Here is a 25009-nt window from a genome sequence, read left to right as displayed (position 1 = left end):
TCTAGATTTGCTGAAAAAATGTCAGCACATAAGAAACTTATTATTTGGCAGAAAGGCGTCACACTTGCTGTCGATGTATATTCCGCGACCCAGTCTTTACCTATTGAAGAACGTTATGGCTTGCTGTCTCAAATCAGAAGAAGCGCCAGTTCTTTTCCAGCTAACATCGCAGAGGGATACGGACGTGGTCGAAAAAATGAACTAGGTCATTTCTTGCGAATCGCACGAGGATCGCTGTTTGAACTCCAAACACATCTCGAAATTGCCCACCGTGTCGGTTATTTGGATTTGCGGGCGCACGATGACTTGTTTACCAAGACGCAGGAACTTGACGCCATGCTGAGCGCCTACATGTCAAAATTATTGCAGTGATTGATAGGACTACTTAGTTTATACCTATGTTTCTATTTGAAAAGTCTCCTTATTACGCTCACCTCTTTTCTCCACGCCCCTAATCTTCTCAGTTACTCAGTTCCTCAGTTACTTATTTACAAAAAAAGAGAGACCTTATCCAAATAAAGTCTCTCTATTCCTGCCGATTGGCCGAAGTCTGCGTTGCCAGCACGTTACGACCTGGACGTTATGGAAGCGTGTTGCAGAAACACCCTTCTAACAATCTCATAATCAGCATTTGATGTACCTCTAATGTAGTAAAAAAAAACCGGCTTGCCCGTTCTTACCGGATATTTATCCGATTTTAACACGTTTGTAGCCAAATAGTTACACTATGCGTTTTATGGGTGGGAATGACGGGAATCGGTCGATGTGGGATACAACTCCCGGAACGCCTTACCCAAAAAGAGTGGCAATTGCGTTGCAGTAAACCCTTCATAACCCGTTTCCGGCAGTGCGATATCAGCGGCCCTGCCGTGTAGGAAGACGCCCAGTAACGCCGCATCAAGCGACGGGTAACCCTGCGCTAAAAGGGCGGTAATAATACCCGTGAGGCAATCGCCTGTGCCGCCGGTGGCAAGTGCAGCGTTGCCGCTGGTGTTTTGGAAAACCTGTTTGCTATCGACAATAAGGGTCGGAGCGCCCTTTAAGACAATGACCGCATCGAGTGCACCCGACAGCATCACGGCCTTTTTGATGCGTTCGTCTTCGTCACGCCACTGCCCTACCATACGTTGAAATTCTTTAGGATGGGGTGTCAGCACCGAACGCTTCGGCAGCAAGGCAAACGCATCCGTGTGGGTCGACAGCAGGTTGAGTGCATCGGCATCCGCCACCAATGGAACACTTGCCGACTCGAGGAAATTAAAAAGCGCTTTTCCGGTGTCGTGATGGGTGCCAATGCCGGGTCCGATACCGATGGCCTGTGGTGCAAAGCCCATTTCAATGTGTGTGAGATGACGAAACGCTTCATCTGTCAAAACCATAGCCTCAGGCACCGCCGTCTGCAGGATTATATACCCACATTCCGGTGCGAAGACCGTCACGAGTCCGGCGCCCGACGCCAGGCACGAACGCGCTGCCAACACCGCAGCACCCATTTTGCCATAGCTACCCGCCACGAGCAAGGCATGGCCCTGCCGGCCTTTGTGGGTATCGGCGGGAATCGGGCGGTATAACGAACGTGCGAAAGCCGGCGTGATGATTTGCATACCGAAAGGTACGAAATTACCAGAACGCTCTCCGTGAAATAACGTCCGATATACCTCAAACTGCAGCCCCGATGGCAGTGGAAAGCCCGCAGTGGGGTGCCTCCTTTTTTAGGGTGTTGCGCGGCGACCAACGGAAGCCGTGGCAAGACCCATAAAAAAGCGGCACCCCGCGAGGACTTGCAACGAACAGCGGGAATTGTCTGCCATCGCGACTGCCACTGCGACTGCCTACTGCCTACTGCCCACCGCCCACTGCCCACTGCCCACTGCCAACTCTTTCTAATCTCCTCCATTTCCGTTACCTTCGCAGCACAAACAACGATTATGAAAAACACGCCACTTTCCCACATCCACGAGGCGTTGGGAGCCAAGATGCTTCCATTCGCCGGTTACAACATGCCCATTACCTATGAAGGCGTCAATGCCGAACACGACACCGTGCGCAACGGCGTTGGGGTTTTCGACGTATCGCACATGGGCGAGTTTCGGATTTCGGGACCCGGCGCACTCGATCTGATCCAGAAAGTCACGACCAATGACGCGTCGACGCTGGTGCCCGGCAAGGCGCAGTATTCGTGTATGCCAAATGCCGACGGCGGTATCGTTGACGATTTGATCGTGTATAAATTTGCGGACGATGACTATATGTTGGTCGTAAACGCCTCGAACATCGACAAAGACTGGGCGTGGATTTCGTCGCACAACTCCTTTGGCGCGAAAATGGAAAATCAGTCGGACGACTACGCGCTGCTCGCCATCCAGGGACCGAAAGCCGTGGAGGCGATGCAACCACTTTCGTCGCTTGACCTGGCGGCGATTGCCTACTACCATTTTGCGGTGGGCGACTTTGCCGGTTTTGACGATGTCATCATTTCCGCCACGGGCTACACCGGATCGGGTGGTTTTGAGATTTACTGCAAGGCGGCCCACGCCGAAGCCATCTGGAAAGCCGTTTTCGAAGCCGGTGCTGCATTTGGCATCCAACCGATCGGGCTCGCCGCACGTGACACCCTTCGTCTTGAGATGGGCTTCTGTTTGTATGGCAACGACATCAACGATACGACCTCGCCGATTGAGGCTGGTTTGGGCTGGATTACGAAGTTCACCAAAGACTTTGTCAATGCCGATGCGCTGAAACAACAGAAAGAACAGGGCGTTTCGCGCAAGCTCGTCGGATTTGAACTTACCGAACGGGGCGTTCCGCGTCACGACTACGAAATCGTAGACAAAGACGGCCACGTAATCGGTGTGGTCACATCAGGCACGATGGCGCCGTCGCTGAACAAAGGCATCGGACTCGGGTATGTACCGACAGCGTTCAGCGCACCGGGAAGCGAGATTTTCATCCGTATCCGCAAAAATGATATTCCGGCGCAGGTCGTAAAACTGCCCTTCTATAAAAAATAACATGAAATCGATCGCCTGGCTGTTGCTTCTGCTTCCGCTGCTGGTTCGCGCACAGGACAGCCAGTCGACCTGCCGCACACTCGCCGCCCTCAACAAACTCCTGCAACGGGAACACTACCGCCCGAAACCCGTAGACGACAGCCTGTCGGCCTATGTCTTCGACCGCTTTGTCGACTACCTCGACGAAAACCACCTCTTGTTTTTGCAGGGTGAGTATGACGCGCTGGCGACCTATCGTTTCTCGATTGACGACGCCGTGAAGAATGGCGATTGCCGCTTTCTCGACACCTTTATCCAGACGTACCGGACGGCGTTGGAAAGACGACGGGGCATCTTGCAGAAACTGAAAACAGAACCATTGCAGTATGTGCGACGCGACAGCATGCGGTTCAGCAAAGACGCCTTCCCTTTTGAGAAAGACGAAGCCCAACTGACCCGCTATTGGTCGAAACGGCTGGCGTTTGAGGTAATGGACGACATTGCCCGGTCAGGCACGAAGCTCGACTCGGTGCGGCCGCTGTTCGCCAAACTCGAGCCCGACGCCCGCACCAAAGCGTTTGACACCAACCTTTGTAAGGTCAATAGTCTGTTGGACACGCCGGGTGACTTAGAGCGTGACCTGCGTACGAACTTCCTGAACTTCTTTTGCACCTACTTCGATCCGCACAGTAATTACTTTTCGGATGACGCCCGCACCTCGTTCATGTCGCAGTTGTCGACCGGCAACCTCTCGCTCGGACTTTACGTCTCGCTGAACGAACGCGAGGAGATCACGGTAGATGAGATCGTACCCGGCGGACCCGCGGCGCGTTCGCAACAATTCGAGAAAGGTGATATCGTGGTGAAAGTTGGAAACGGAAGCGGCATACAATATACCGTGTCGTGCGCATCGTTGGAGACCATCGGCGACTTCCTCTTTTCAGACGCCCATATCGACATCGTGCTGACCATCCGGAAGAAAAACGGCACCCAGATTGAGGTACCGCTTCGCAAGAAATTCATGCGGGCGGAAGACACGACGGCCTACAGTTTCATTGCTGAAAAAGGCACCAAAGTCGGCTACATCGTATTGCCGCAATTCTACACCGATTTCAACAACAACGGCTATGTAGGCTGTTCGGACGACGTGCGCCGCGAGATACAGAAACTGACCGAAGACGGTATTGACGGCCTCGTGCTCGACCTGCAAGACAATGGCGGCGGCTCGATGGAAGAAGCCGAAGCGCTGGCAGGTCTTTTTATCGAAGGCGGTCCGGTGGCGTTGCTGAGTGACCGACGAAACCGGCAGACCGTTTTGAAAGACCCGGATAAAAGCCTGGTGTATGACGGACCCTTGGTGGTGCTTATCAACGGAAACTCCGCATCCGCCAGTGAATTCTTTACGGCCGCCATGCAAGACTACAACCGCGCGGTGGTGGTAGGTTCCCCTTCACTGGGTAAGGCGAGTATGCAGACCATCCTTCCGCTTGACGAAACCAAACAAGACGAGTTTGCGAAGGTCACTATACAGAAATTCTACCGCATCACCGGCGGCAGTGCGCAGATCGCCGGCATACAGCCGGATGTGAATGTTCCGGTGCTGTTTGACAGTATCGTAGAACGCGAACGGCAATATGACACGGCCTTGCAACGCGACACGCTGGTGTCGAAGGCGCGGTTTCGGCCCTTTGACCGAAAACCCATCGAACGGGCCGTTCGCAACAGCCAGGCGCGGGTTGCCGCCGATCCGGTGTTCGGGGAGATTGCGGCGTTGAATAGCGAGATCAACCAATTATATAGCCGGAAAAAGCCACCGCTTCCGATGACTTTTGACGATGTCTTCCGCGAAATCCATTCGGTTGACCCGACCTGGAAAAAAGTGAAAGACCTCATAGCACGACCGACCGGATGCCGGATCACCAACAACCGCACCGACCTGTTGCGCATGCAGCAAAACGACGGGCAACTGGAACTGAATGCGGCCAAGATGAAAGATGCCCAAACCAATCCGTACCTGGAGGAAGCCATTGCCATTATTGCGGACCTGAAGCAGGCGGCGCAAAAGCCATAAGGGTTCTTACGAAAGAATTTGCGGGATGCCGAGGGCCGGATCTGCGGACTTCGGTCTAAGATTTGGGTGGAAGAAAAGGAACGTTTATTTTTGCAGCGTTTTTAATAGCCAAAATCATTTAATCGATTAGCATATGGGAAGAGCGTTTGAATTCCGTAAGGGAAGAAAGATGAAACGTTGGGCCGCGATGGCGAAAGCGTTTACGCGTATTGGAAAAGACATCGTGATGGCCGTGAAAGAAGGTGGTCCGAACCCGGATGCGAATTCACGCCTCCGCGCCGTCATCCAGAACGCAAAAGCGGCGAACATGCCGAAAGAGAACGTCGAACGTGCCATCAAGAAAGCGACCGACAAAGATACAGCCAACTATAAGGAAGTACTTTTCGAAGGCTACGCCCCGCACGGCATCGCCATCCTGATTGAAACCGCGACCGACAACAACAACCGGACGGTGGCCAATATCCGCAGCTATTTCAACAAGTGCAACGGCAGCCTGGGCACGCAGGGTTCCGTTGAATTCATGTTCGACCATACCTGCAACTTCCGCATCCCGAAAGACGGCATCGATCCGGAAGAGCTCGAACTCGAACTGATCGACTTCGGCGCCGAAGAAGTGTTCGAAGACGAAGACGGAATCATGATCTACGCCCCGTTCGGCAGTTTTGGTGCGATCCAGAAAGAACTGGAGAACCGCGGCATTGACATCCTTTCCTCTGGTTTTGAGCGTATCCCGCAGGTTACCAAAGAACTGACGGAAGAGCAGATGGCGGATGTAGAGAAACTCCTCGAAAAAATCGAAGAAGACGACGATGTCATGAACGTGTACCACACCATGCAAGAGTCTTAAAAAAATAAGGACTTACCTCCTATCCAGCAAAGCCTGTCCGTACAACCGTGACAGGCTTTTTTAATGGTGCGAATTCGAGAAGAACACCATACAATCCTGTAAGATACGCCCGTTAGGATGAAAGGACGGCGGTGCCGCACGCGGTATATTTATCCCAAATAGATGTAGATGAAGGACCTTGCCCACCGTTTCCCCGAAAACCCGCTCCTGGTACCTTCCGACATCCGCCCCAGTCGCCCGGGCATGGAAGTCATCTGCTTGTTGAATCCGGGTGTCTTTCGGTTTGACGGCAAAATCTGGCTATTGCTGCGGGTAGCCGAAAACCTGTCGCCGCGCGAGGGCAGTGTGCTGTTTCCGACCTTTGATGTGGCCGGAGAGGTGGCGATACAGGAAGTCTTCCTCCCCGATCCGGACCTCGATACCACCGACCCGCGGGTGATGCGCTATAAAGGACTCGACTACCTCACGACCCTCTCGCACTTTCGACTGGTGTGCAGTGAAAACGGCGTGGATTTTGTCGAAACCACCGATTTCCCCAGTATCCTACCAAAGGGCGAAAACGAACGCTTTGGAATAGAAGATGCCCGGGTGAGCCTGATAGGCGACGAATATTTTATCGCCTACACAGCGGTTTCCTCCAACGGTGTGGGGGTCGGCCTGCGCAGCACGCGCGACTGGCGCTCGTTTGACCGGCACGGTATGATTCTCCCGCCTCACAACAAAGACGCCGCGATTTTCGAAGAAACCATCAACGGGCGGTACTACATACTGCACCGACCGAGCAGTGTGGCCATTGGCGGGAATTTCATCTGGCTCGCCGAATCGATGGACGGCCTGCATTGGGGCAACCACCGCTGCCTCATCCGGACGCGCCACGGGTATTGGGACAGCGCCCGCGTGGGGGCCGGAGCCGCGCCCATCAAAACCGAAAAGGGCTGGCTCGAAATCTACCACGGCGCCACGGCCGAGCACAGGTATTGCCTGGGTGCCTTCCTACTTGACCTACGCGATCCGGCCCGCGTCATCGCCCGCAGCGAAACACCGATCATGGAACCGACCGAATCGTATGAACTCAGCGGGTTCTTCGGTCACGTGGTCTTTACCAACGGGCATGTCGTTGACGGCGATGAACTGACGATCTACTATGGTGCCGCCGATGAATTCGTGTGCGGTGCCCGTTTTTCAATTGCAGAAATTCTCGATTCCCTTCTTCCCGTGACGTAAAAAACAACAGTTGTTGAAGCAGGGCTGTTGTATCTTTGCGGCAAATAAAACCCGTTATGACTGCCCCTGTTACTGCGCTCCGTCAGCAATTGGCCCCGATTGAAACCGCTATCCTGCACCACGATCTATACGATTCCATTACCGATATCGAAGGCCTGCGCCGGTTTATGGAACACCATGTTTACGCCGTATGGGATTTCATGTCATTGCTTAAATCGCTACAACGTGAACTGACCTGTACCTCCCTGCCATGGCTACCGATAGGCGATCCGGTTACGCGGCGGCTGATCAATGAAATCGTGTTGGGAGAAGAGTCAGACGAAGATGCCGACGGTGTGGTCATGAGCCATTTCGAACTCTACCTCAAGGCCATGGAGGAAGCCGGTGCCGACACCCAACCGATCCGTACGTTCGTGCAGGCACTGGCGGGCGGACAAACCCTGGAAGATGCTTTTGAAACCGCAGACGTCCCGGCCGCGGCGCGTGCGTTTGTCTCCTATACCTTCAACATCATTCGCCACCACGGTGTGCACGTGCAATCGGCCGTATTCACCTTCGGGCGCGAAGACCTTATTCCGGGTATGTTCCTGGCGTTGGTGAAAGACCTCCGTGACCGCTTCCCGCAAATCGGCACCTTCTGTTATTACCTGGAGCGCCATATAGAGGTAGACGGTGACCACCACAGCCACCTGGCCCTACGGATGACATCGCTTTTGTGCGGTGACGACAAAACGAAATGGCAGGAAGCCACCGAGGCCGCGGTGCAAAGCCTTACGATGCGGAAACAGTTGTGGGACAGCGTCAGCGAAGTACTGGCATCCGGCGTCGTACGATAAACCTTCAACCCCTCAACGTCCGGGACGAGCGGCTTGTTTTTACGTATTTTTGTATAAAACACCCTATGCAACCCGACGTCGCCACCTATCACACGTCCCTTTCATCAGAGGACAGACACATCTGCGAACGACTGTATGCGCTATTGGAAAAAGGACTTCCGGAAGCCGAAATAAAGGTCTGGCATTCCCATCCCGTATGGTTCCTTGACGGCAATCCGGTGGCGGGCTACAGTACGCAGAAAGCGGGTATTCGACTGATGTTTTGGAGCGGTGCCGATTTTGGCGATGAACGCCTCAAAATGGGAACGGGCAAATTCCGGGATGCCTCCTTCTTTTACCAAAACGCCGACGATGTACACGAGCATGACCTGTTGGAATGGTCGTCCAAAGCGCGTGACATCCAGTGGGATTACCAAAACATCGTCAAGCGGAAAGGGCAACTTATAAGGTTGAAGTAACCCTGTCTTGATAGCTGGTTACTAGCTCAATAACGTGTAGTTGAGGCGAGCTTTTCGAGGAAGGCACTTTTCCGTCGTTGCGACACATCCACCACACTTTCGTCCGTCAGTAACACTTTGCCTCCTTTGCCGCTTTGGTACTCTTCAACGTGACGGAGGTTCACCAAATGTTTGTGATGGACGCGGAAAAATCCGTATCGTGTCAGTTGTTCTTCAAACTCCTGTAGCGTCTTGGCCACCAGCACCCGTTGTCCTTCCGTTAGGAACACATGGGTGTAATTCGAATCGGCCTCACACCGGACAATCGTAGCCACATCCACCTGCCGAAACCCTTTATTCACCGGTAACTTGATCCGCGGCGCCACCACCGGACGCTGTTCAATATCGCGCAGGGCACGCCGTACGGCAGCGACAAAATCGTCCTTATCCACCGGCTTCAACAGGTAGTCGACGGCCCGATGCCGAATCGCCTTGATTGCAAAATTCTCGTGGGCCGTGACAAAAATCAGCGACGAGCGTACCGATCCGGCACGTTCCAGAAAAGTGAAAACCGTATCCGGGCCCAGTTGCACATCCAAAAACAGGATATCCGGCTCGCCCTTCTCCAACTCAGCCAAGGCAGCGTAGGGGTTACCCACACTAAAGACCGTTTCAATATCAGGGAAGTATTTTGACAGCAACAGGCGGACGTATTCCCGTCCGTGCGATTCGTCGTCGATGATGCCTGCTGTAATGCGTGTTGGTTTCATGTAGTGGTAATAAATAAGCGTATTTCAAGTCCGGTCTGCCCTTCTCCTCTTCTGTCCACCACCTCCAACCGGATGCGGCTGCCGAACAACTGTTCATAGGTTTCGATGCGTTTTCCGGCGATCCGGAGTCCAAATGACGACGGTTTTTCCAAATCCTCCTTTGACAGGCCCGGACCGTTGTCACGTATCATCACGCACAGATCGGCTTCCTTTTGTTCGAAGAGGACTTCCAGCAGGCCGGGCTCCGATTCGGGTAGTGAGCCGATTCCGTGCTTGAGTGCGTTTTCCACAAAAGGCTGTATCAGGAGCGACGGTACTTTGGTTTCCGGATTCACGCCTTCCGCACACCGAATGTGATACGAGAAGCGCTCGCGAAAGCGGAGTTTCTCCATTGAAAGGTAGAGTTCGAGATAGGCCACTTCCTCCCTTACCGCAAGAAACGTCTGTTCGGAATAGTGGAGTGTCGCCCGGATCAGCCTTGAAAACGCACCCAGGTAGCGCTCGGTATTCGGATAGTCTTCCTTCAAAAGGAGGTACTGTATCGAATTGAGGCAATTGTATACAAAATGCGGGTTCATCTGGGCCTTCACCGCCTGCAGCTCCAGTTCCGCCACTTTCTGTGAATACAGCAACTCCCGCAATCGCTTGTCACGCCGGCGGCGAAGCAGATAGAGAAGCAAGACGAAAAGCAGGCCGAAGAACACCGTCGAACCCAACAAATAGAACCCCCATGTCTGCCAGAAGCGGGGCTGTATCTCGATCGGAATCACAGTGGCCTCTTTCGAGCGTTTGCCATTATACCCAAGTCCATACACCACCAACCGGTAGCGCCCCGGCGGCAGCGTATTGAGAATGATACGCGACGAGGTGGTTTCCTGCCATTTCGTGTCGAGTCCTTCTATGCGATAACGGTAGCCGATCTTTCCCTTCGACAGATAATCGAGGAAACTGAAATTGAACACCACCGTGTTGTTCGGATACTGGGTCGTGACGCCCGACGGCATATCCCAGGTCGTTTCACCGGCGGAAACCGAATTGACAATTACCTTCTTGTCTATAAACGATGACTGCCCGAGTAACGACTTAATGGGAAGGGCAACCAGTCCGGCCGCAGTACCGGCAAAAACCGTATCCCGCAACACCACACAGTCGGCAATACGGTCCGAGGGAAGCCCATCTGCACGGGTGAACACGCGGATGTTATAGTGGTTTCCTACCTGTTCGATGCGACAGAGTCCGGAGGTCGTGCAGGCCCAGTACACGCCCTTACGTTCGATCCGCACGCGGCGTACCTGGTCTGACGGTAGTCCGTCCCGCGTGGTCAACCGATATACGTTTTTATTGCTGTCAAAAAAAACGACACCATAGCCATTGGTGGCGCAGACGAAACGGGTGGCACTTACGCGTTGGATGTCACTGGCGTAGTATCCGGAAAGAAATAATGCCTTTTTGCCGGTCCTGCGATCGTGCAGGTAGATATCCCGGAAATCCCCTACCAATAAGCGGTTGTCGTCAAGCCAGGCGGCGCAGTAGGCATTTTGGTTGATCCTAAAATCGGCCTGGTCGCGTACATAATCATAACCCAGGATGCATCGGCCGGAGCAAATCAGGACATGGTCTTTCCCATAGGGTACGATGTTCTTGATCGCGGAGGAGTTGTTCTCCAACGGACGTACTTCCTTTTTTGCACCGGTTTGGCGGTCAACGCGAAAGCAACCTTGCGATTTACCCACTATCAGGAAGCGGTCGTCGCCCCAGATACCGCGCACCTCATATCTACTCTCCCCCACCGATCCAAAACGCACCTCGTCGTTTACCCTCGTGCTAAACGTACCATCGCTGTATCCTGTAAAAAAAACATCCGAAAAGGACGCCATCACCGAAACCCCGCGCTGATCCCGTCTTGTGGCACCCGAAAGGAAACTCTGGAAGGAACGGGCCGGGAGAAAAAAGATACCGTTGTTACGGGTCGAGAACCAGGCATTCCCGTCGGCATCCAGCAAGGCATGCTGCACCAGATAGTCGTTGAGAAGGAAACGCGGTGCCTTCAGTCCGGGGTCCGTCTCCATGTTGAATACCGCAACACCACCGGTTGACAACGCGGCCCACAGGTAGCGCCCCGTCGACCAGGTGGCCATCACTTCGGTTGGAAAGGTATGCGACGCGTAGGCATCAAGACGCCTCCTATCCTGCAACCATAATTCCCTGCGCTCAAACGATACAACCCGGTAACGGTCAATACCCTGTGAACTGGTTGGAAAACGCTTCCAATTGCCGTGGTACGATACCTTCCCGGTCACGCAATCTGCGGTCCACGAATTTACCCGCTGCTGCTTGGATACAAAAACGACCGTATCCGATCCGGGAAATGTAATGACATCATAGCGTCCTTTTGTGAATCCGGCGGGAAAGCGGAAGCGCACGCTCCTGATCTTTCCGCCTTCATACCGAAAGGCCTCTTTTGCGTCCATCTTATCGACGAGGAGTGCTGTTTTAACTTCCTGTGTGGCAATAAGATGGTGGGTACCTACCACGGGCAACGGGATACGGGCAAGTCCGGGCACGTCTTTCGCCGTACGCACGCGTCCTTTATCGATGACAAAAAAATCATTCCGGAAGGCTTCCACGAAAAGCTGGTCGCCGGCAAGCGGAACAGCCAGGAGGACATCGATATTCAACAGCCCATCACTGCGGTCATAATGCCGGAACTGCACGCCGTCAAAACGAAATAAGCCGTTGTCGCTGCCGATCCAGATAAAGCCTTTCTGGTCTTGTGTGATCCGATAGGTAAACGCGGCGTTAAGTCCCTGTTCCTGGGCGTAATTCACCAGTCCGTCCAACTGCCCTGATACGGCAAAAGGCAGAAGCAACAAGAAAACGGTAACCCGCATCAAAGACATAAAATACAAGCTAGGGGAGCCAAAAATAGGTTTTTAGCCCGAAACGCGTGGGCATCGCAAACTGAAAAACGGGCAATTTGCGAAATACATAGCCGATTCTGAGTAGACGCCGCTTTTTATTGAGTAAGTGCAGTACGGCTTCCTGGATTGATACGGGAAACCTTACTTTATCCGCACTCACTTTGGCAAGTCTTTGTATTTTTGTTGCCAGCACCCGTCCACATGCACGAACAGCTTATCACCTATATTGAAGAACGCTTGGAACGCCCCCTGGGGGACGACGACATTTCGTGTATCAAAGAGGCTTTTGTCATACGGAAGTTACGCCGGCACCAATACCTGCTTCAGCAAGGCGACGTGTGTAATTGGGCGGGGTTTATCGTTAAGGGGGCCCTACGCCTGTATTCGGTTGACGAAACCGGCCGCGAGAACGTATTGGGGCTGATGATCGAAAACTGGTGGGCCGGAGACCGCGAGAGCTTTTTAAACGGGACGCCCTCTCCTTATTCCATAGACGCCCTTGAACCGACCGAAATACTGTTGGTCAACAAAGAAGCACACCTGGCGAAACTCCGGGATCGGCCATTCATGAAAGAACTTATACGTATCCTCACCGAACGACAAGCCATCCAACTCCTGCGTCGCGTACATACGACCAAAACCATGACCGCCGAACAACGGCTGGCGGATTTGGAAAACACCTATCCGGAGTTTTTGCAACGCTTCCCGCAGCGGCTGCTGGCATCCTATCTGGGTATGACAAAGGAAACTTTCAGCCGGGTCAAGGCCAGCTCGATTCGTCAGGGCAGCACGCCAAAACGTTGACATAGGTCAACCCTTTTTCTTACGATACGCTATTCGCGCGACTGCCTGCAATCGCGCAACTTTGCGATGCTATCACATAATCAAAAAGAGATGACATCGCAACAAAACACTTCCAAAACACACAATATCGCCCTATGGGTGGCTCAGGTCCTCGTCGCACTCACCTTCCTCATGGGCGGCGCAATGAAACTCGGGCAGCCCATCGAAGCCCTTTCTGCCCAACTACCCTGGACCGGAGGCGTGAACCCGATGCTGGTGCGTATACTCGGCGGTATCGACGTTCTCGGCGGACTCGGACTGCTGCTGCCGCATTTCCTGAAAAAACCACAACTGACTGCCTGGGCCGCTTACGGCGGACTGCTGCTCATGGTAAGCGCCATCGTTTTCCACCTTTTGCGTGGAGAAAGCAACGTAATCGGGTTCAACATTTTCCTGATTGTATTACTGGGGCTGATTGCATGGGGCCGCCGCAACAGCTAGCAGCCCATCAAAAACGGCCCCACTACGAAACACCTACTGTTCTCCCAGTTGGTTGCCTACGCACTGTAGGGAAAGCGCGGTTGGTTACCGCGCTTTTTTTGTTGGGCGGCTTATGTACCCTGGAAATACGTTTGCAACTTGTGCAAGATTATAGGAGAATGCTGTAAAAGACCGAGGGGTGTTCAGTGGGAAATTTACAAAAAAAGCATGCTCCACCCCGACACTGAAATCCGTTTTATCAATGAGTCCGTTGGCTATGGCGTAGTCGCCACGCGCCTCATCCCGAAAGGCACCATCACCTGGGTGCAGGATCCGCTTGACCGCGTCTTCTCACCTTTAGACGTCGCCCGTCTGCCTGCGATGGCGAAACGCGCGCTCGATACCTATGGGTTCCGGAACGCCCTGGGCGAAACCGTGCTGTGTTGGGACGCCGCGAAATACGTCAACCATAGCTTCCGCCCCAGTTGCTTCTCAACCGCTTATGACTTCGAGATGGCGATACGCGACATTGCGCCCGGCGAACAATTGACCGATGACTACGGCTACCTCAACGTCGCGGCCCCCTTCCACCCGGTCGACGAAGGCACCGAGCGAAAGGTCGTGTACCCGGATGACCTGTTCCACTTTTACGCCGAATGGGATGCGCTGCTCCACAAAAACCTGCACCACCTCTTCCGCGTACCCCAACCCTTGTCGGCCCTGTTGCCCGCCGCCACACAGAAAGAGCTGTCGCTATTGGAACACGAACCCGGCGCCATGCGCTCCATACTGGGCTGCTGGTATCCCGAGGGCGTAGCCCGTTGAGTATTTCCTGTTAAAAATTAAAAATTGCTGATAGAGAGCGTGTTAATTTTCTTAGTACCTTGCGTAAAAAACAAACCACTATGAAAAAAATCTACGCTTTCTTTTTATTGGCAGGGTTAACCGTGAGTGCGCAATCGCCCACGTATAGCGTCACCAGCATTCCCCACCAGATGTTCGACGCGGCCACGACCGTGCAGTATAACAACGACGATATCTATTCGGGAGTGATTTCGCTTCCTTTTTCGTTCCAGTTTTACGGCGTTGACTACCAGAACATCGTCGTGAGTTCAAACGGCTATCTGTCGTTTAACACCAATTATGCGAACCAATACTCTGAATGGAATGTCAACCAGGCGATCCCCAACACACTGTTTCCGTTTAAGAACGCTATCCTGGGCGTCTACCACGACCTCTACAACAACACCGGGGCGGGTAATTACCTCACCGGCGTCACGGGCGTAGCGCCGTACCGCAAATTCGTCATCGTTTTCAAAAACGTACCGCAGTTCTCGTGTCCCAACAACCTGTCATACACCGAAATCGTCCTGTATGAGACGACCAACCTCATCGACATACAAGTGCACAGCAAACCACTGTGCGCGGGCTGGAACAGCGGCAAAGCGATATTAGGTGTGCTGGATGCTAGCGGTGCACAGGGAACGGCGGCTCCGGGACGCAATATGGGACCCTGGGCAGCCGAAAACGAAGGATGGCGCTTTTCAACCGTATCACCGTCACAGCCGATTTCCTACACCGTATGCAACTCGGCCGTAACCGGACCGCTTTTCTCAACCGAAAACCTCGCCACAGGCGTGTTGGCCAATGCGACTTTTTTCTATTCGGAAATCGACGCGATGTCGAATACCAATCCCATCACACAACCTAATTTCTTTGCCGAGCAATTGCCGCTTACGCTGTATGCGCTGTTGAACAACGGTACGCCTACGGTGTTGACCGTCAACCTGTCGGCCATCGATTGCGGCACAGATACCGATAACGATGCAGTAGATACAGCCGACGAAGACGTCAACGGCGACGGCAATCTCGCCAACGATGATACAGACGGCGACGGTATTCCGAACTATATGGATGATGATGACGATGGCGACCTCGTGCTGACCAACGTCGAATTGATCGCCCTCGGTGGACGCACCGCCGACTATCTCGATACCGATAACGATTCGATCCCCGATTATCTCGACATCGACGATGACGGCGACGGCATCAGTTCGATAAACGAAGATTATAACAACAACGGCAACCTGGCCGACGACGACCTGAACACGAACGGTATTCCGGACTATCTGGATGCGGCAGCATTGGGCCTCGATCCGTTGGTAGCCGAAGCCTACGGACTCACGGTCTATCCAAATCCGGTAACGAACTATGTACGCTTCAGCACGGTGCGCGACCTCAACGTGCGCGCGGCCCGTATCATCACGCTCGACGGGCGCGTTGCGTCTGCGTCGTTCCAGAAAGTGGATGCCACTACCTACGAGTTGGGTACCTCCGCTCTCGCCTCCGGCACCTACCTCCTGCTGATCGAATCAGAAGGGAAGACGTTTGCACGGAAAATCGTCAAATAACGATACATGTCGTAACCCGACACCGTCCCGACATAAAGAACACCCGCCCTCATCCGGCGGGTTTCTTTTTTGCTTAAAGTCGAATCTCTGAATGCCTCCGAAACCCGCAGCCTCACAGAAATTTTGAACGATAATTAACAGCTGCTCAACAATCCTAACTTCTTACGGCTCTTATCTTTGTAGAAATATCTTGGTATGGAAACGGCAAAGAAAACCGGACGAAAAAAACAGACGTGGACAGCAGATGACATACTCGCTGCCTACATGGAACGGGTAGCGGCAGAAGCCACCCCCTTCAAAACGACCGTACAGTTCTGTCAGGCGGCCCAGATTCCGGAATCGGCCTTCTTCGAGCATTTCGGTTCGTTGGAAGACCTGCCACATACCGTATGGACGCGTTTTTTTGAGAATGCCCAAACCATCCTCTCGAACGATGCGTCTTTCGCTACCTACAGTGGGCGCGACAAATTGCTTACTCTCTACTTCACCCTGTTTGAGATCTTTGCCCTGAACCGCGGCTACCTCCTGTATGTACTGAAAGAAAACAAGGAAGGCCTGGCCAATCTGGCCCAACTGCGCGGCTTCCGTAAGGAATTCCTCGAGTATGTCAAGACCTTTGTTTCAGAACCCTCAGGCGAAGCACAACAGAAATGGCAGAAATACCGCCAACCGATCTATGCGGAAGGCGCCTGGGTACAGTTCCTCTTCATTCTGAAATTCTGGCTTGACGACCGGTCAAAAGGATTCGAGAAAACCGATATCCTCATCGAAAAATCAGTGAACACGGCGGCCACACTGTTAGATACCCAACCACTCGAAAATTTGTTCGATCTCGGCAAATTCCTGTGGAAAGAACGCCGTTGACCTTTACCTACCCCTTACTATGAAAACACTTGACCATATTCCCACCGGTAAACTCGAGCGGGCCGGAAAACTTGTGAAAACCGGCCTCAAAGTGGGCGGTAATTACGTCGCTTATTATGGCGAAAAACTGATCAACCCCTCACTCACCCGGGACAAACTGGACGAAAACAACGCCGGTGATATCTACGACGGACTCAAGCAGATGAAAGGAAGTGCCCTTAAAGTGGCGCAGATGCTGAGCATGGACAAGAACATCATGCCCCGCGCCTACGTCGAGAAGTTTTCATTGGCCCAGTTCTCCGTACCGCCTTTGTCGGCGCCCTTGGTGCGGAAGACTTTCAAAAACTACCACGGTGCCTATCCGGAGGCCCTTTTTGATACCTTCACACCCAACTCCATCCACGCCGCGAGTATCGGGCAGGTGCACAAAGCGACAAAAGACGGGAAACAACTCGCCGTCAAAATCCAGTATCCGGGTGTGGCGGAGAGCATCAGCTCCGATCTGGCCATCGTGAAACCCTTCGCCACGCGGATGTTTAATTTACAGGGAAAAGACTCTGAGAAGTACTTTCAGGAGATCGAAGGGAAATTGTTGGAAGAGACCGACTACGAACTCGAATTGCGACAAGGTACGTTTACCGCCGAAGCCTGTCGCCATATCCCGAACCTGGTATTCCCGAACTACTATCCCGAATGGTCGTCATCCCGCATCATTACCATGGACTGGATGGAGGGCGAACACCTTTCGGAATTCACGGCGCACAACACCGACCGGGCCTTGGGTGACCGACTCGGACAAGCCCTGTGGGACTTCTATATGTTCCAGATCCACCAATTGCGGCAGGTGCACGCCGACCCGCACCCGGGGAATTTCCTCGTAGATGCGAACGGCAACCTTGTGGCCATCGACTTCGGGTGCATCAAACAGGTGCCGGAAGAATTCTACAAGCCTTACTTCGAACTGGCCCGCCCGGAATACCAACAGGATGCCCACCTGTTCGACGAGAAACTGGTTGAACTCGAAATCATACGTCAAGACGATTCACCTGAAGAAGCGGCCTATTTCAAAGCGTTGTTCCGCGAGATGCTCGGACTCTTCACCCTTCCGTTCCACGGCGACTCCTTTGACTTCTCAGATGCGAAGTTCTTTGGCGCCATGGCCGAAATGGGCGAACGGTTCTCAAAAGACACCCAGTTGCGCAAGATGAACGGCAACCGGGGTTCACGGCACTTCCTGTATATCAACCGCACCTTCTTCGGGCTCTACAACCTCTTGCACGACCTCAAAGCACGGGTGCAGACCCGCGTTGAAACATTTGCGTCGTAACACACGTTTTGAGGTATGACCGACGTTGTGAAGAATGGGCGGATTGTCTCTCGCCGTTTTTATGTACGTTTGTGATAACCTGCTAGTGCTTTCTTATGTCATTTCCCCACCGCTTCCTCCTGGTCATCGCCCTGCTCCCCATGGTACTCGTGGCACAAGGGCCCTCGGTTGATTCACTTGCGCTGAAACCCGAACCCCGCTTTCGGTATCAGGCATTGATACTACCGGCAGCGTTGATTGGATTTGGGGTAGTCGGACTAGAAAGCCCTACGATTCGAGAGCTTAATTCGAGTACACAGGGCGAACTGGCGGAACATATCGACGAGAAACTGACCGTCGACGACTTTTCGCAGTACACGCCTTTCTTGTCAGTGTATGCCCTTAACGCAGCCGGCATACAGGGCAAACACAACTTCCGCGATCGGACCACCATTTTGGCCACCGCCTACCTGATCATGGGAGGCACGGTTAATATCATTAAGAGTACCGGAAACGAAATGCGACCGGATAAAACCTCCAACAACTCCTTCCCTTCCGGGCACACGGCCACGGCTTTCATGGGCGCCGAATTTCTCTATCAGGAATACCGCGATGTATCGGTTTGGTATGGCGTGGCGGGCTATGCCGTCGCTACCGGAACGGGTTTCTTCCGGATGTACAACAACCGTCACTGGCTAACCGATATTGCGGCTGGTGCGGGCATCGGCATCCTCAGTACCAAGATAGCCTATTGGCTACATCCGACGATCCAACACCTCCTTTTCAAAGAGACGTCCAAAACCACAGGAGTCATCCTTCCCACCTACCAGGACGGTCGTTGGGGCGTGGGGCTGTCAGTGTCATTTTGAGGACTGGAGGACTCGACAGATTCACAAAAGTGCCGCCGGGGTTATAGAAGCGTCGGCACATAAGCACGAGGAATATCCTGAAGCTCCCCTCCTGTCACTTTGATACGCATTGTATACGCTTTATATAGGCTTTATACACGCTTTATACAGGCAGTATCCCGGGGTAAAATTTTACGTTCCAAACCTAACGTTTTACGTCTGTTAGGGTAAAAGTTTACGTTCCCGACCTAACGTTTTACGTCTATCGGGGTAAAATTTTACGTTCCGAACCTAACGTTTTACGTCTGTTAGGGTAAACGTTTACGTTCCAGACCTAACGTTTTGCGTCTGCCAGGGTAAAATTTTACGTTCCGAACGTAAGGCTTTAGGTTGTATCGAAAAGGTTACCCGACAGACGACTCTTAAGCTGCGCCGTTATCAACCAACAGCCATGAACCATGAACCATAAACCATGAACTATCAACCAAGAACTATCAACCAAGAACTATCAACCATCAACTACTTCTTAATCAACTGTGTCGATGATTTCGATTTATCTGTAGCAACGGTAATCACGTACGTTCCCGCTGCCAGGCCGGAAACATTTACATTTCGTAAATTAGTTCCGTTTTCTCTAAGTAACTCTTGTCCAAGCGTGTTGAATATTGACACAGAAGTTATCGCCTCTCCTCTTTTCGATTCCATATTCACAACATCGTTTGCCGGGTTTGGCCAAAGGGTAAAAGATGTATCAAAATGAGAATCAACCCCCATTGTCGCAAACGTGGTCGTCGCCGTATTCGTAATTACCGGCGGATTAAAGTTGAAATAGATACCGGCTGTATTGCTCACACTGTCGCCCAGCACCAACGTCGGTTTGGTTTTGATACGGAAGAGCACCCATCCGTCGTTGTTGGCATCGTCGAACGGTAACATGATGTTGTTGAAGATGAATTCTACTTTATTGCCGGTGATGCGCGTCGTGAAGGCATGGCTGCCGTCAAGCGGTTCAATAGTGGAAATATCGAACTTTGCAGTGTCGATCATGTCCTCCACCGTAACGATCTGGGCAGGATAGTTACCCGTATTCTCAAACCGGATCAGGTAGTGCAGGTATTTCCCTGCCATGTCAGGGCCGATGGTGTTGCCTTCGAGGCAGGTTTTGTCGTTGGGGTCGAGGGCGTTACGGGTGAATTCATGCAACATAAAACTATTGTTGTCCGGTGTGGTATCCGAATTGAGCGGCGCAGACGATGTAAAAACCAGAAGGTCGTTAAGATCCAGTGGCGGTGTCTCTGCGGGCGAATTAAGGTTCATGGTTATAAGGAACGCCTTTCTCTGGAAAACATCCAGATTTACCGTCCAACTCAGTAAGCCCGGCGCCTGCGACGTTGGAGCTGGATTCGCACTTACAAAATCCAGTGTTGCCTCATCATAGGCAAAGGTTAGTGTGGTTGTTTCGCTTTCCGTACCCTCATTGCTTACTGTTAACCTATACTTGGCATCAAAACCCGGAACCGCTACCCCCAGCGGCATAACACATGTACGCACGTCATGATAAACGCCTGTTTTCGATATACAGAACGAAGGGCTGGCTGTCAAACCCGCATCGGGAAAATTAACCGCGGCCGAGGTTGGGGTGCTCGTGAAATAAGGAGTGGCGAAGACAGGCGAAACAGTATGGGTGCCGGCCTGCACGGCGATATCATAGTTGCCGTATCGGTCACTGATAAATGACCCGCTCACCGTACCGTTGGTAATGGAATAGGTTAAATGGGGAATCGTGATATCAGCCTCGGTACAGCCGTTGTTGTCTGCGTCCACATGTTGCGTTCCCTCGATATGGTAGAAAGCGCCCGGTTCGTAGCTGCAATACGCATTGACTTCCGCGCTATATCCTAACTGCGTCACTTTCTGCTTGAAAGCAGCCACCTGGGTGTTGTGCACGCACAAATACTCCAAATTGGGGTTTCCAGAAATGTCTGTTGAAGTATTCAACTTCTTTTTGGACATTATCGACTTAAGATTGTTATTGTGGCAATCGAGGTAGGGCGAATACTGATCGGTATTGGACCTTAAATCGATGGTTTCGAGTTGGTTGTTATAACAGTAAATATTATTGTAATCTGCCTCACCAAAAGTCAGTGAAGTCAATTGGCAATTCTCAGCACGCAACACGTTTACCCCTTTGGTCAAAGAAAGTGATTGAAGTGGGTTGTTGTTACATATCATTTGAGCGACATAACTGTTTACAGCCAATGAGTGTAAGGAATTATAGCTACAGTCGAATTTACCTATGGTCACCGAACTCGGCATGATCAGCTCAGTTAATTGGTTGTGGTCGACGTAAATCTCGCTGTCTGCATTGGAAAGTGGGGCAACGATTGCACTTAAATCAAGATGGGTCAGATTCGGTTTGTTAGAGCAATATAAGGCTTTGAGTTGTGGAACGCCCGATAGACTTAAGGAAACGAGAGTGGAATTCAATATTGATAGCGAAATCAATTGTGGTTTATTCGAAATAGATATTGCGGTGTTCAATGAACCCCCGCAGGTAAGAACTTTCGTGCTTACAGGAACGAAGTCGAAAGAACTGAACAAATTTCCGCCACAGTCCAAATTAGTTACAGAAGATGGTAAAGACATGGAGGTAAACAAATTATCGCTGCAATCCAAGTATTTGAAAGTACCACTTGTTGGAAGGACCAGAGACGTCATCGAATTCCCTTTACATATTAAACCTTCTAAATTAGGTAAGCCAGAGAGGTTCAACGACGAAAGTTGATTGTTTGTACAAGTAATATAGTGAAGGCCGTTTTGACCCGCAACATTCAATACGCTCAAGTTGTTGCCGGAACAATCGAGGCTACTTAAAACACTCGCGCCCGACGGCAATAGTAAGTTTGTTAATTGGTTGTTTGTACACCTGAGTGTTTGAAGCAGTGTCAACGACGACACATCAAGTGTTGTAATCTGTGAGGAACCTATGTCAAGATAAGTTAAGCCTGCCCCTGAAACATTAATTGAACTCAAGTTATATAACAAAACCTGGAGAATTTTTAGCGAAGACATATTGCTAACATCAATTGAGGCCAAAATCGACATGCCCGCTACGGAAAGATGTTCCAAATTCGTAAAACTCTTGATACCCACTAAACTATTTATTACAACTGGTCCTGGTTCATAGAGTAATAGCGTTTTAACAACCTGAGCTTCAGATATATCGATTTGCCCATCGCCGTTAACGTCAATAGTAATCGGTTGATCAAGACTATTTAGGGCAATCATACTGGATGGCGATGCCTGTAATAACAGCGACTTAAACGCTGGATCAGGAAAATTAATAACCTGCGCCTGCGCCATTCCAAACGCCAACAACAAAAAAAGATAGTGTTTCTTCATAACTTACTTTTTAATCAACTGTGTCGAGGATTTCGATTTATCTGTAGCAACGGTAATGACGTACGTACCCGTCGCAAGGCCGGACACATTCACATTGCGCAAATCACTTCCTTTCTCTCTAAGCAATTCCTGTGCGAGCATGTTGTATACCGAAACAGACGTTATCGCCTCTCCCCTTTTCGATTCCATATTTACAACATCGTTTGCCGGGTTTGGCCAAAGGCGAAACGAACTATCAAATTGGGAATCAACACCCATCGTCGCAAACGTCGTCGTCGCCGTATTCGTGATTACCGGCGGATTAAAGTTGAAATAGATGCCCGCCGTGTTGCTTACACTGTCGCCCAATACCAGTGTTGGTTTCGTTTTGATGCGGAACAGCACCCAGCCGTCGTTGTTGGCATCGTCGAAGGGTAACATGATGTTGTTGAAGATGAATTCTACTTTATTGCCGGTGATGCGGGTGGTGAAGGCATGGCTGCCGTCAAGCGGTTCAAGAGTGGAAATATCAAACTTAGTCGTGTCGATCATGTCTTCCACTGTCACGATCTGGGCGGGATAATTGCCCGTATTCTCAAACCGGATCAGGTAGTGCAGGTATTTTCCCGCCATGTCAGGGCCGATGGTGTTGCCTTCAAGGCAGGTTTTGTCGTTGGGGTCGAGGGCATTCACAACTGGGTCGGAGAGCAACACAGTATTGTCTGCCGGCGTTTCTTCACTGCTGTTCAAAGCCGTGGCCGTATAAAACAGGGTATCACCCAAATCGAGCGGTGGTGTGTCGACCGGTGAATTCAAATGAAGGGTAACGATAAAGTCCGCTTCGCTCAAAGAAGGTAACGCGCCCAGATCCCATATCACAGAACCCGCCCATTGTGATGACGGTGAAGGACTCGCGGAGACGTAGGTAGTATGAGTACCACTATAACTAAGGGAAATGGTACCCGACTCTACAACCGTACCCACGTTTCGTACCTTGACCCGGTAACGGGTATCGAAGCCCGGAACCGCAGCGTCCAACGGCATTATCGAAATCTGTAAATCGTGATGTATACCGTTCGGTGCGATACAAAAATCCTGGTTGAAGGGCGTAGCCTGTGAAGGAAACGACACCGTTGCCGAGGCCGGCGAAGAGGAAAAATAGGGATGGGTAAACACGGGTGTGAGCGTATGTGACCCTGCCTGAACCGGAATACGATAGTGGCCATTCTCATCCGAAATAATGGTTCCTGTCACACTGCCATTTGTGATATCCCACCGCAAATTAGGGAAAACCGGATCGCTGGCATCACATCCATTTCCACTGGTATCCAGCGTCTGGGTGCCTTCAATGTGATAAAATGCACCGGGCGTAAAGGAGCAATAGGAATTGACTTCCGCCGCATAACCATACTGTTGGACCAACCCCTCAAAATAGGCTATTTGGTTAGGATGGACGCACACATACGCCAACTGGGGATTGTTCTCAAAAGAAACGTCGGGTAGAACCTGTATGTTTCCAAGTATCAGGGAAATAAGACTCGTATCATCACAATACAATACAGAAAGTCCGGCGAGGTGACTTACATCCAGATTTTCAAGGGGGTTGGAAGAGCAGTTAATCTCGAAGTAATCAAAATTACCCAACTCCAGATCGCTGATCTGGTTATGCGAGCAGTCAAAGTGTCCCAACACACCACCAGATGTAACCAACGACAGACCGGAAAGCTGATTATACGAACAGTCAAAGTCGACAATCGTCTGCTTCAGCTCTAACGACGTCAAAAGATTGTAGGCACAGTCGAGGGTGAAGAGCAACGTTGGGACATCCGGAAGTAACAGGGTATTCAATTGATTGTGATGACAGTACAAATCCTCGATGGCATTACAGCCTACGGCAGAAAGCGATGTCAACTGATTGTGGGCGCAGTTCAAGTTAGTAAGTGCCGCCATGTTCGCCAATGAAAGGGACGTAAGTTGATTGTAACTACAATCAAGTACCTCCAGATCAGCGGGAAACGGTAGCGTGAGCGAAGACAGGTTGTTTTGGTTACAATATAAATTTGTAACCGGAACGCTTATCGTTAGCGCGCTGATCTGATTTGACGAACACGAAAGTGAGAAGTGTTCGCTGCTTGCGGATGAAACCGTAAGACTGGTCAGCTGATTCCACCCCACGGATACCGATGCAAGATTCGGAGCGGAAGTAGGCAAGATCAAAGAAGTAAGTAGATTATTATCCAGGAAAATACCCTCAAGCGCCGTCGTTGTGGTAGGAAGGTTAAATGACGTAAGTTGGTTGCCTCTCAGTTGTATGGATTTCAATGTAGCGAAGGGCAGCGTGCCTACGGATGAGAGATTGTTATTGCCGGCATTGAGAACTTCCAGTGAGGTAAGTCCGGACAGGTTCAGGCTGGTGAGTGCATTACCCGCGGTATTCAGCCTGGTTAGTGCCGACAGGCCACTTACATTAAGTGTCGTGAGGGCGTTATCGGCGCAGTCGAGATTAACTAATTGCGTCAGCGCACTGACATCCAACACGGAAAGCGCATTCCCATAACACTCGAGTTCCTTGAGATTGGTAAACGAGGCAATCCCGGAAAGATCTGAAATCATCGCATCCGGTATGCGCAGTTGCACAACAGCCAGCGCTTCCGAAACCTGGATCTGGCCATCGTTGTTACTGTCAATTTTGAACGTGTCTCCTGCACTGTTCCATGCGATTTCCTGTGAGGGTGACGACTGCAGCAACTTGTTCTTAAAGTTCGCATCCGGAATGTTCACGATCTGCGCCTGGGTTACGCCAAACGCTAACAATAAAAAGAGGTAAAATTTCTTCATGA

19 protein-coding genes are annotated in these 25009 nt (G+C 51.6%); 14 read left to right on the top strand and 5 right to left on the bottom strand.

Features of this window, described 5'->3' with window-relative positions:
- Positions 1-18: 18 nt before the first annotated feature.
- Positions 19-372: a four helix bundle protein gene (locus tag MKO97_RS09605; protein WP_241103002.1), complete on the top strand. Its 354-nt coding sequence runs from the start codon at positions 19-21 to the stop codon at positions 370-372.
- A 362-nt stretch (positions 373-734) separates the two neighbouring features.
- Here MKO97_RS09605 and MKO97_RS09600 read toward each other — a convergent pair whose 3' ends face one another.
- Positions 735-1604 (bottom strand): NAD(P)H-hydrate dehydratase, encoded by an 870-nt coding sequence (locus MKO97_RS09600; protein WP_241103001.1) that lies wholly within the window; start codon positions 1602-1604, stop codon positions 735-737.
- 324 nt (positions 1605-1928) lie between these two features.
- Here MKO97_RS09600 and gcvT point away from each other — a divergent pair, with 324 nt between their 5' ends.
- From gcvT to MKO97_RS09570, 6 genes are all read left to right on the top strand, one after another.
- Complete coding sequence (gene gcvT / locus MKO97_RS09595) at positions 1929-3011, top strand: glycine cleavage system aminomethyltransferase GcvT (protein WP_241103000.1); 1083 nt, start codon at positions 1929-1931, stop codon at positions 3009-3011.
- Between the two features lies 1 nt (position 3012).
- Positions 3013-5061 (top strand): S41 family peptidase, encoded by a 2049-nt coding sequence (locus MKO97_RS09590; protein ID WP_241102999.1) that lies wholly within the window; start codon positions 3013-3015, stop codon positions 5059-5061.
- 133 nt (positions 5062-5194) lie between these two features.
- Positions 5195-5908 (top strand): YebC/PmpR family DNA-binding transcriptional regulator, encoded by a 714-nt coding sequence (locus MKO97_RS09585; RefSeq protein WP_241102998.1) that lies wholly within the window; start codon positions 5195-5197, stop codon positions 5906-5908.
- Positions 5909-6076: 168 nt separating this feature from the next.
- Positions 6077-7132 (top strand): glycoside hydrolase family 130 protein, encoded by a 1056-nt coding sequence (locus MKO97_RS09580; protein ID WP_241102997.1) that lies wholly within the window; start codon positions 6077-6079, stop codon positions 7130-7132.
- Positions 7133-7188: 56 nt separating this feature from the next.
- Positions 7189-7968, top strand: coding sequence for a DUF3050 domain-containing protein (locus MKO97_RS09575; RefSeq protein ID WP_241102996.1), 780 nt, complete (start codon positions 7189-7191; stop codon positions 7966-7968).
- A 65-nt stretch (positions 7969-8033) separates the two neighbouring features.
- Positions 8034-8426: a DUF1801 domain-containing protein gene (locus MKO97_RS09570; protein ID WP_241102995.1), complete on the top strand. Its 393-nt coding sequence runs from the start codon at positions 8034-8036 to the stop codon at positions 8424-8426.
- A gap of 26 nt (positions 8427-8452) precedes the next feature.
- On the opposite strand, the gene MKO97_RS09565 is transcribed toward MKO97_RS09570, so the two are convergent.
- Together MKO97_RS09565 and MKO97_RS09560 are read right to left on the bottom strand one after the other, a co-directional pair.
- Positions 8453-9175 carry a LytTR family DNA-binding domain-containing protein gene (locus MKO97_RS09565; protein WP_241102994.1) on the bottom strand — a complete coding sequence of 241 codons (723 nt, stop codon included), beginning with the start codon at positions 9173-9175 and terminating at the stop codon, positions 8453-8455.
- Positions 9172-12066, bottom strand: a complete 2895-nt coding sequence (locus MKO97_RS09560) for a histidine kinase (protein WP_241102993.1) — start codon at positions 12064-12066, stop codon at positions 9172-9174. The genes MKO97_RS09565 and MKO97_RS09560 overlap by 4 nt, the downstream gene beginning before the upstream one ends.
- Before the next feature lie 231 nt (positions 12067-12297).
- Here MKO97_RS09560 and MKO97_RS09555 point away from each other — a divergent pair, with 231 nt between their 5' ends.
- From MKO97_RS09555 to MKO97_RS09525, 7 genes are all read left to right on the top strand, one after another.
- Positions 12298-12900, top strand: coding sequence for a Crp/Fnr family transcriptional regulator (locus MKO97_RS09555; RefSeq protein ID WP_241102992.1), 603 nt, complete (start codon positions 12298-12300; stop codon positions 12898-12900).
- Positions 12901-12990: 90 nt separating this feature from the next.
- Positions 12991-13380, top strand: a complete 390-nt coding sequence (locus MKO97_RS09550; protein ID WP_241102991.1) for a DoxX family protein — start codon at positions 12991-12993, stop codon at positions 13378-13380.
- A gap of 207 nt (positions 13381-13587) precedes the next feature.
- Positions 13588-14184: an SET domain-containing protein gene (locus MKO97_RS09545; protein WP_241102990.1), complete on the top strand. Its 597-nt coding sequence runs from the start codon at positions 13588-13590 to the stop codon at positions 14182-14184.
- Positions 14185-14264: 80 nt separating this feature from the next.
- Positions 14265-15770: a T9SS type A sorting domain-containing protein gene (locus MKO97_RS09540; protein WP_241102989.1), complete on the top strand. Its 1506-nt coding sequence runs from the start codon at positions 14265-14267 to the stop codon at positions 15768-15770.
- Between the two features lie 195 nt (positions 15771-15965).
- On the top strand, positions 15966-16634 hold the full coding sequence (locus tag MKO97_RS09535) for a TetR family transcriptional regulator C-terminal domain-containing protein (protein WP_241102988.1): 669 nt from the start codon (positions 15966-15968) through the stop codon (positions 16632-16634).
- A gap of 19 nt (positions 16635-16653) precedes the next feature.
- Positions 16654-17961, top strand: a complete 1308-nt coding sequence (locus tag MKO97_RS09530; protein ID WP_241102987.1) for an AarF/ABC1/UbiB kinase family protein — start codon at positions 16654-16656, stop codon at positions 17959-17961.
- A gap of 95 nt (positions 17962-18056) precedes the next feature.
- On the top strand, positions 18057-18809 hold the full coding sequence (locus MKO97_RS09525) for a phosphatase PAP2 family protein (protein WP_241102986.1): 753 nt from the start codon (positions 18057-18059) through the stop codon (positions 18807-18809).
- 498 nt (positions 18810-19307) lie between these two features.
- Here the strand turns inward: MKO97_RS09525 and MKO97_RS09520 are convergent, their stop codons facing one another.
- Positions 19308-22190, bottom strand: coding sequence for a T9SS type A sorting domain-containing protein (locus MKO97_RS09520; RefSeq protein ID WP_241102985.1), 2883 nt, complete (start codon positions 22188-22190; stop codon positions 19308-19310).
- A 3-nt stretch (positions 22191-22193) separates the two neighbouring features.
- Positions 22194-25007 (bottom strand): T9SS type A sorting domain-containing protein, encoded by a 2814-nt coding sequence (locus MKO97_RS09515; RefSeq protein ID WP_241102984.1) that lies wholly within the window; start codon positions 25005-25007, stop codon positions 22194-22196.
- Positions 25008-25009: the final 2 nt, after the last annotated feature.

It is taken from the genome of Flavobacterium sp. HJ-32-4 (assembly GCF_022532105.1).
Taxonomy (GTDB): Bacteria; Bacteroidota; Bacteroidia; order Flavobacteriales; family Flavobacteriaceae; genus Flavobacterium.
This window is presented reverse-complemented; position numbering and strand designations above follow the sequence as displayed.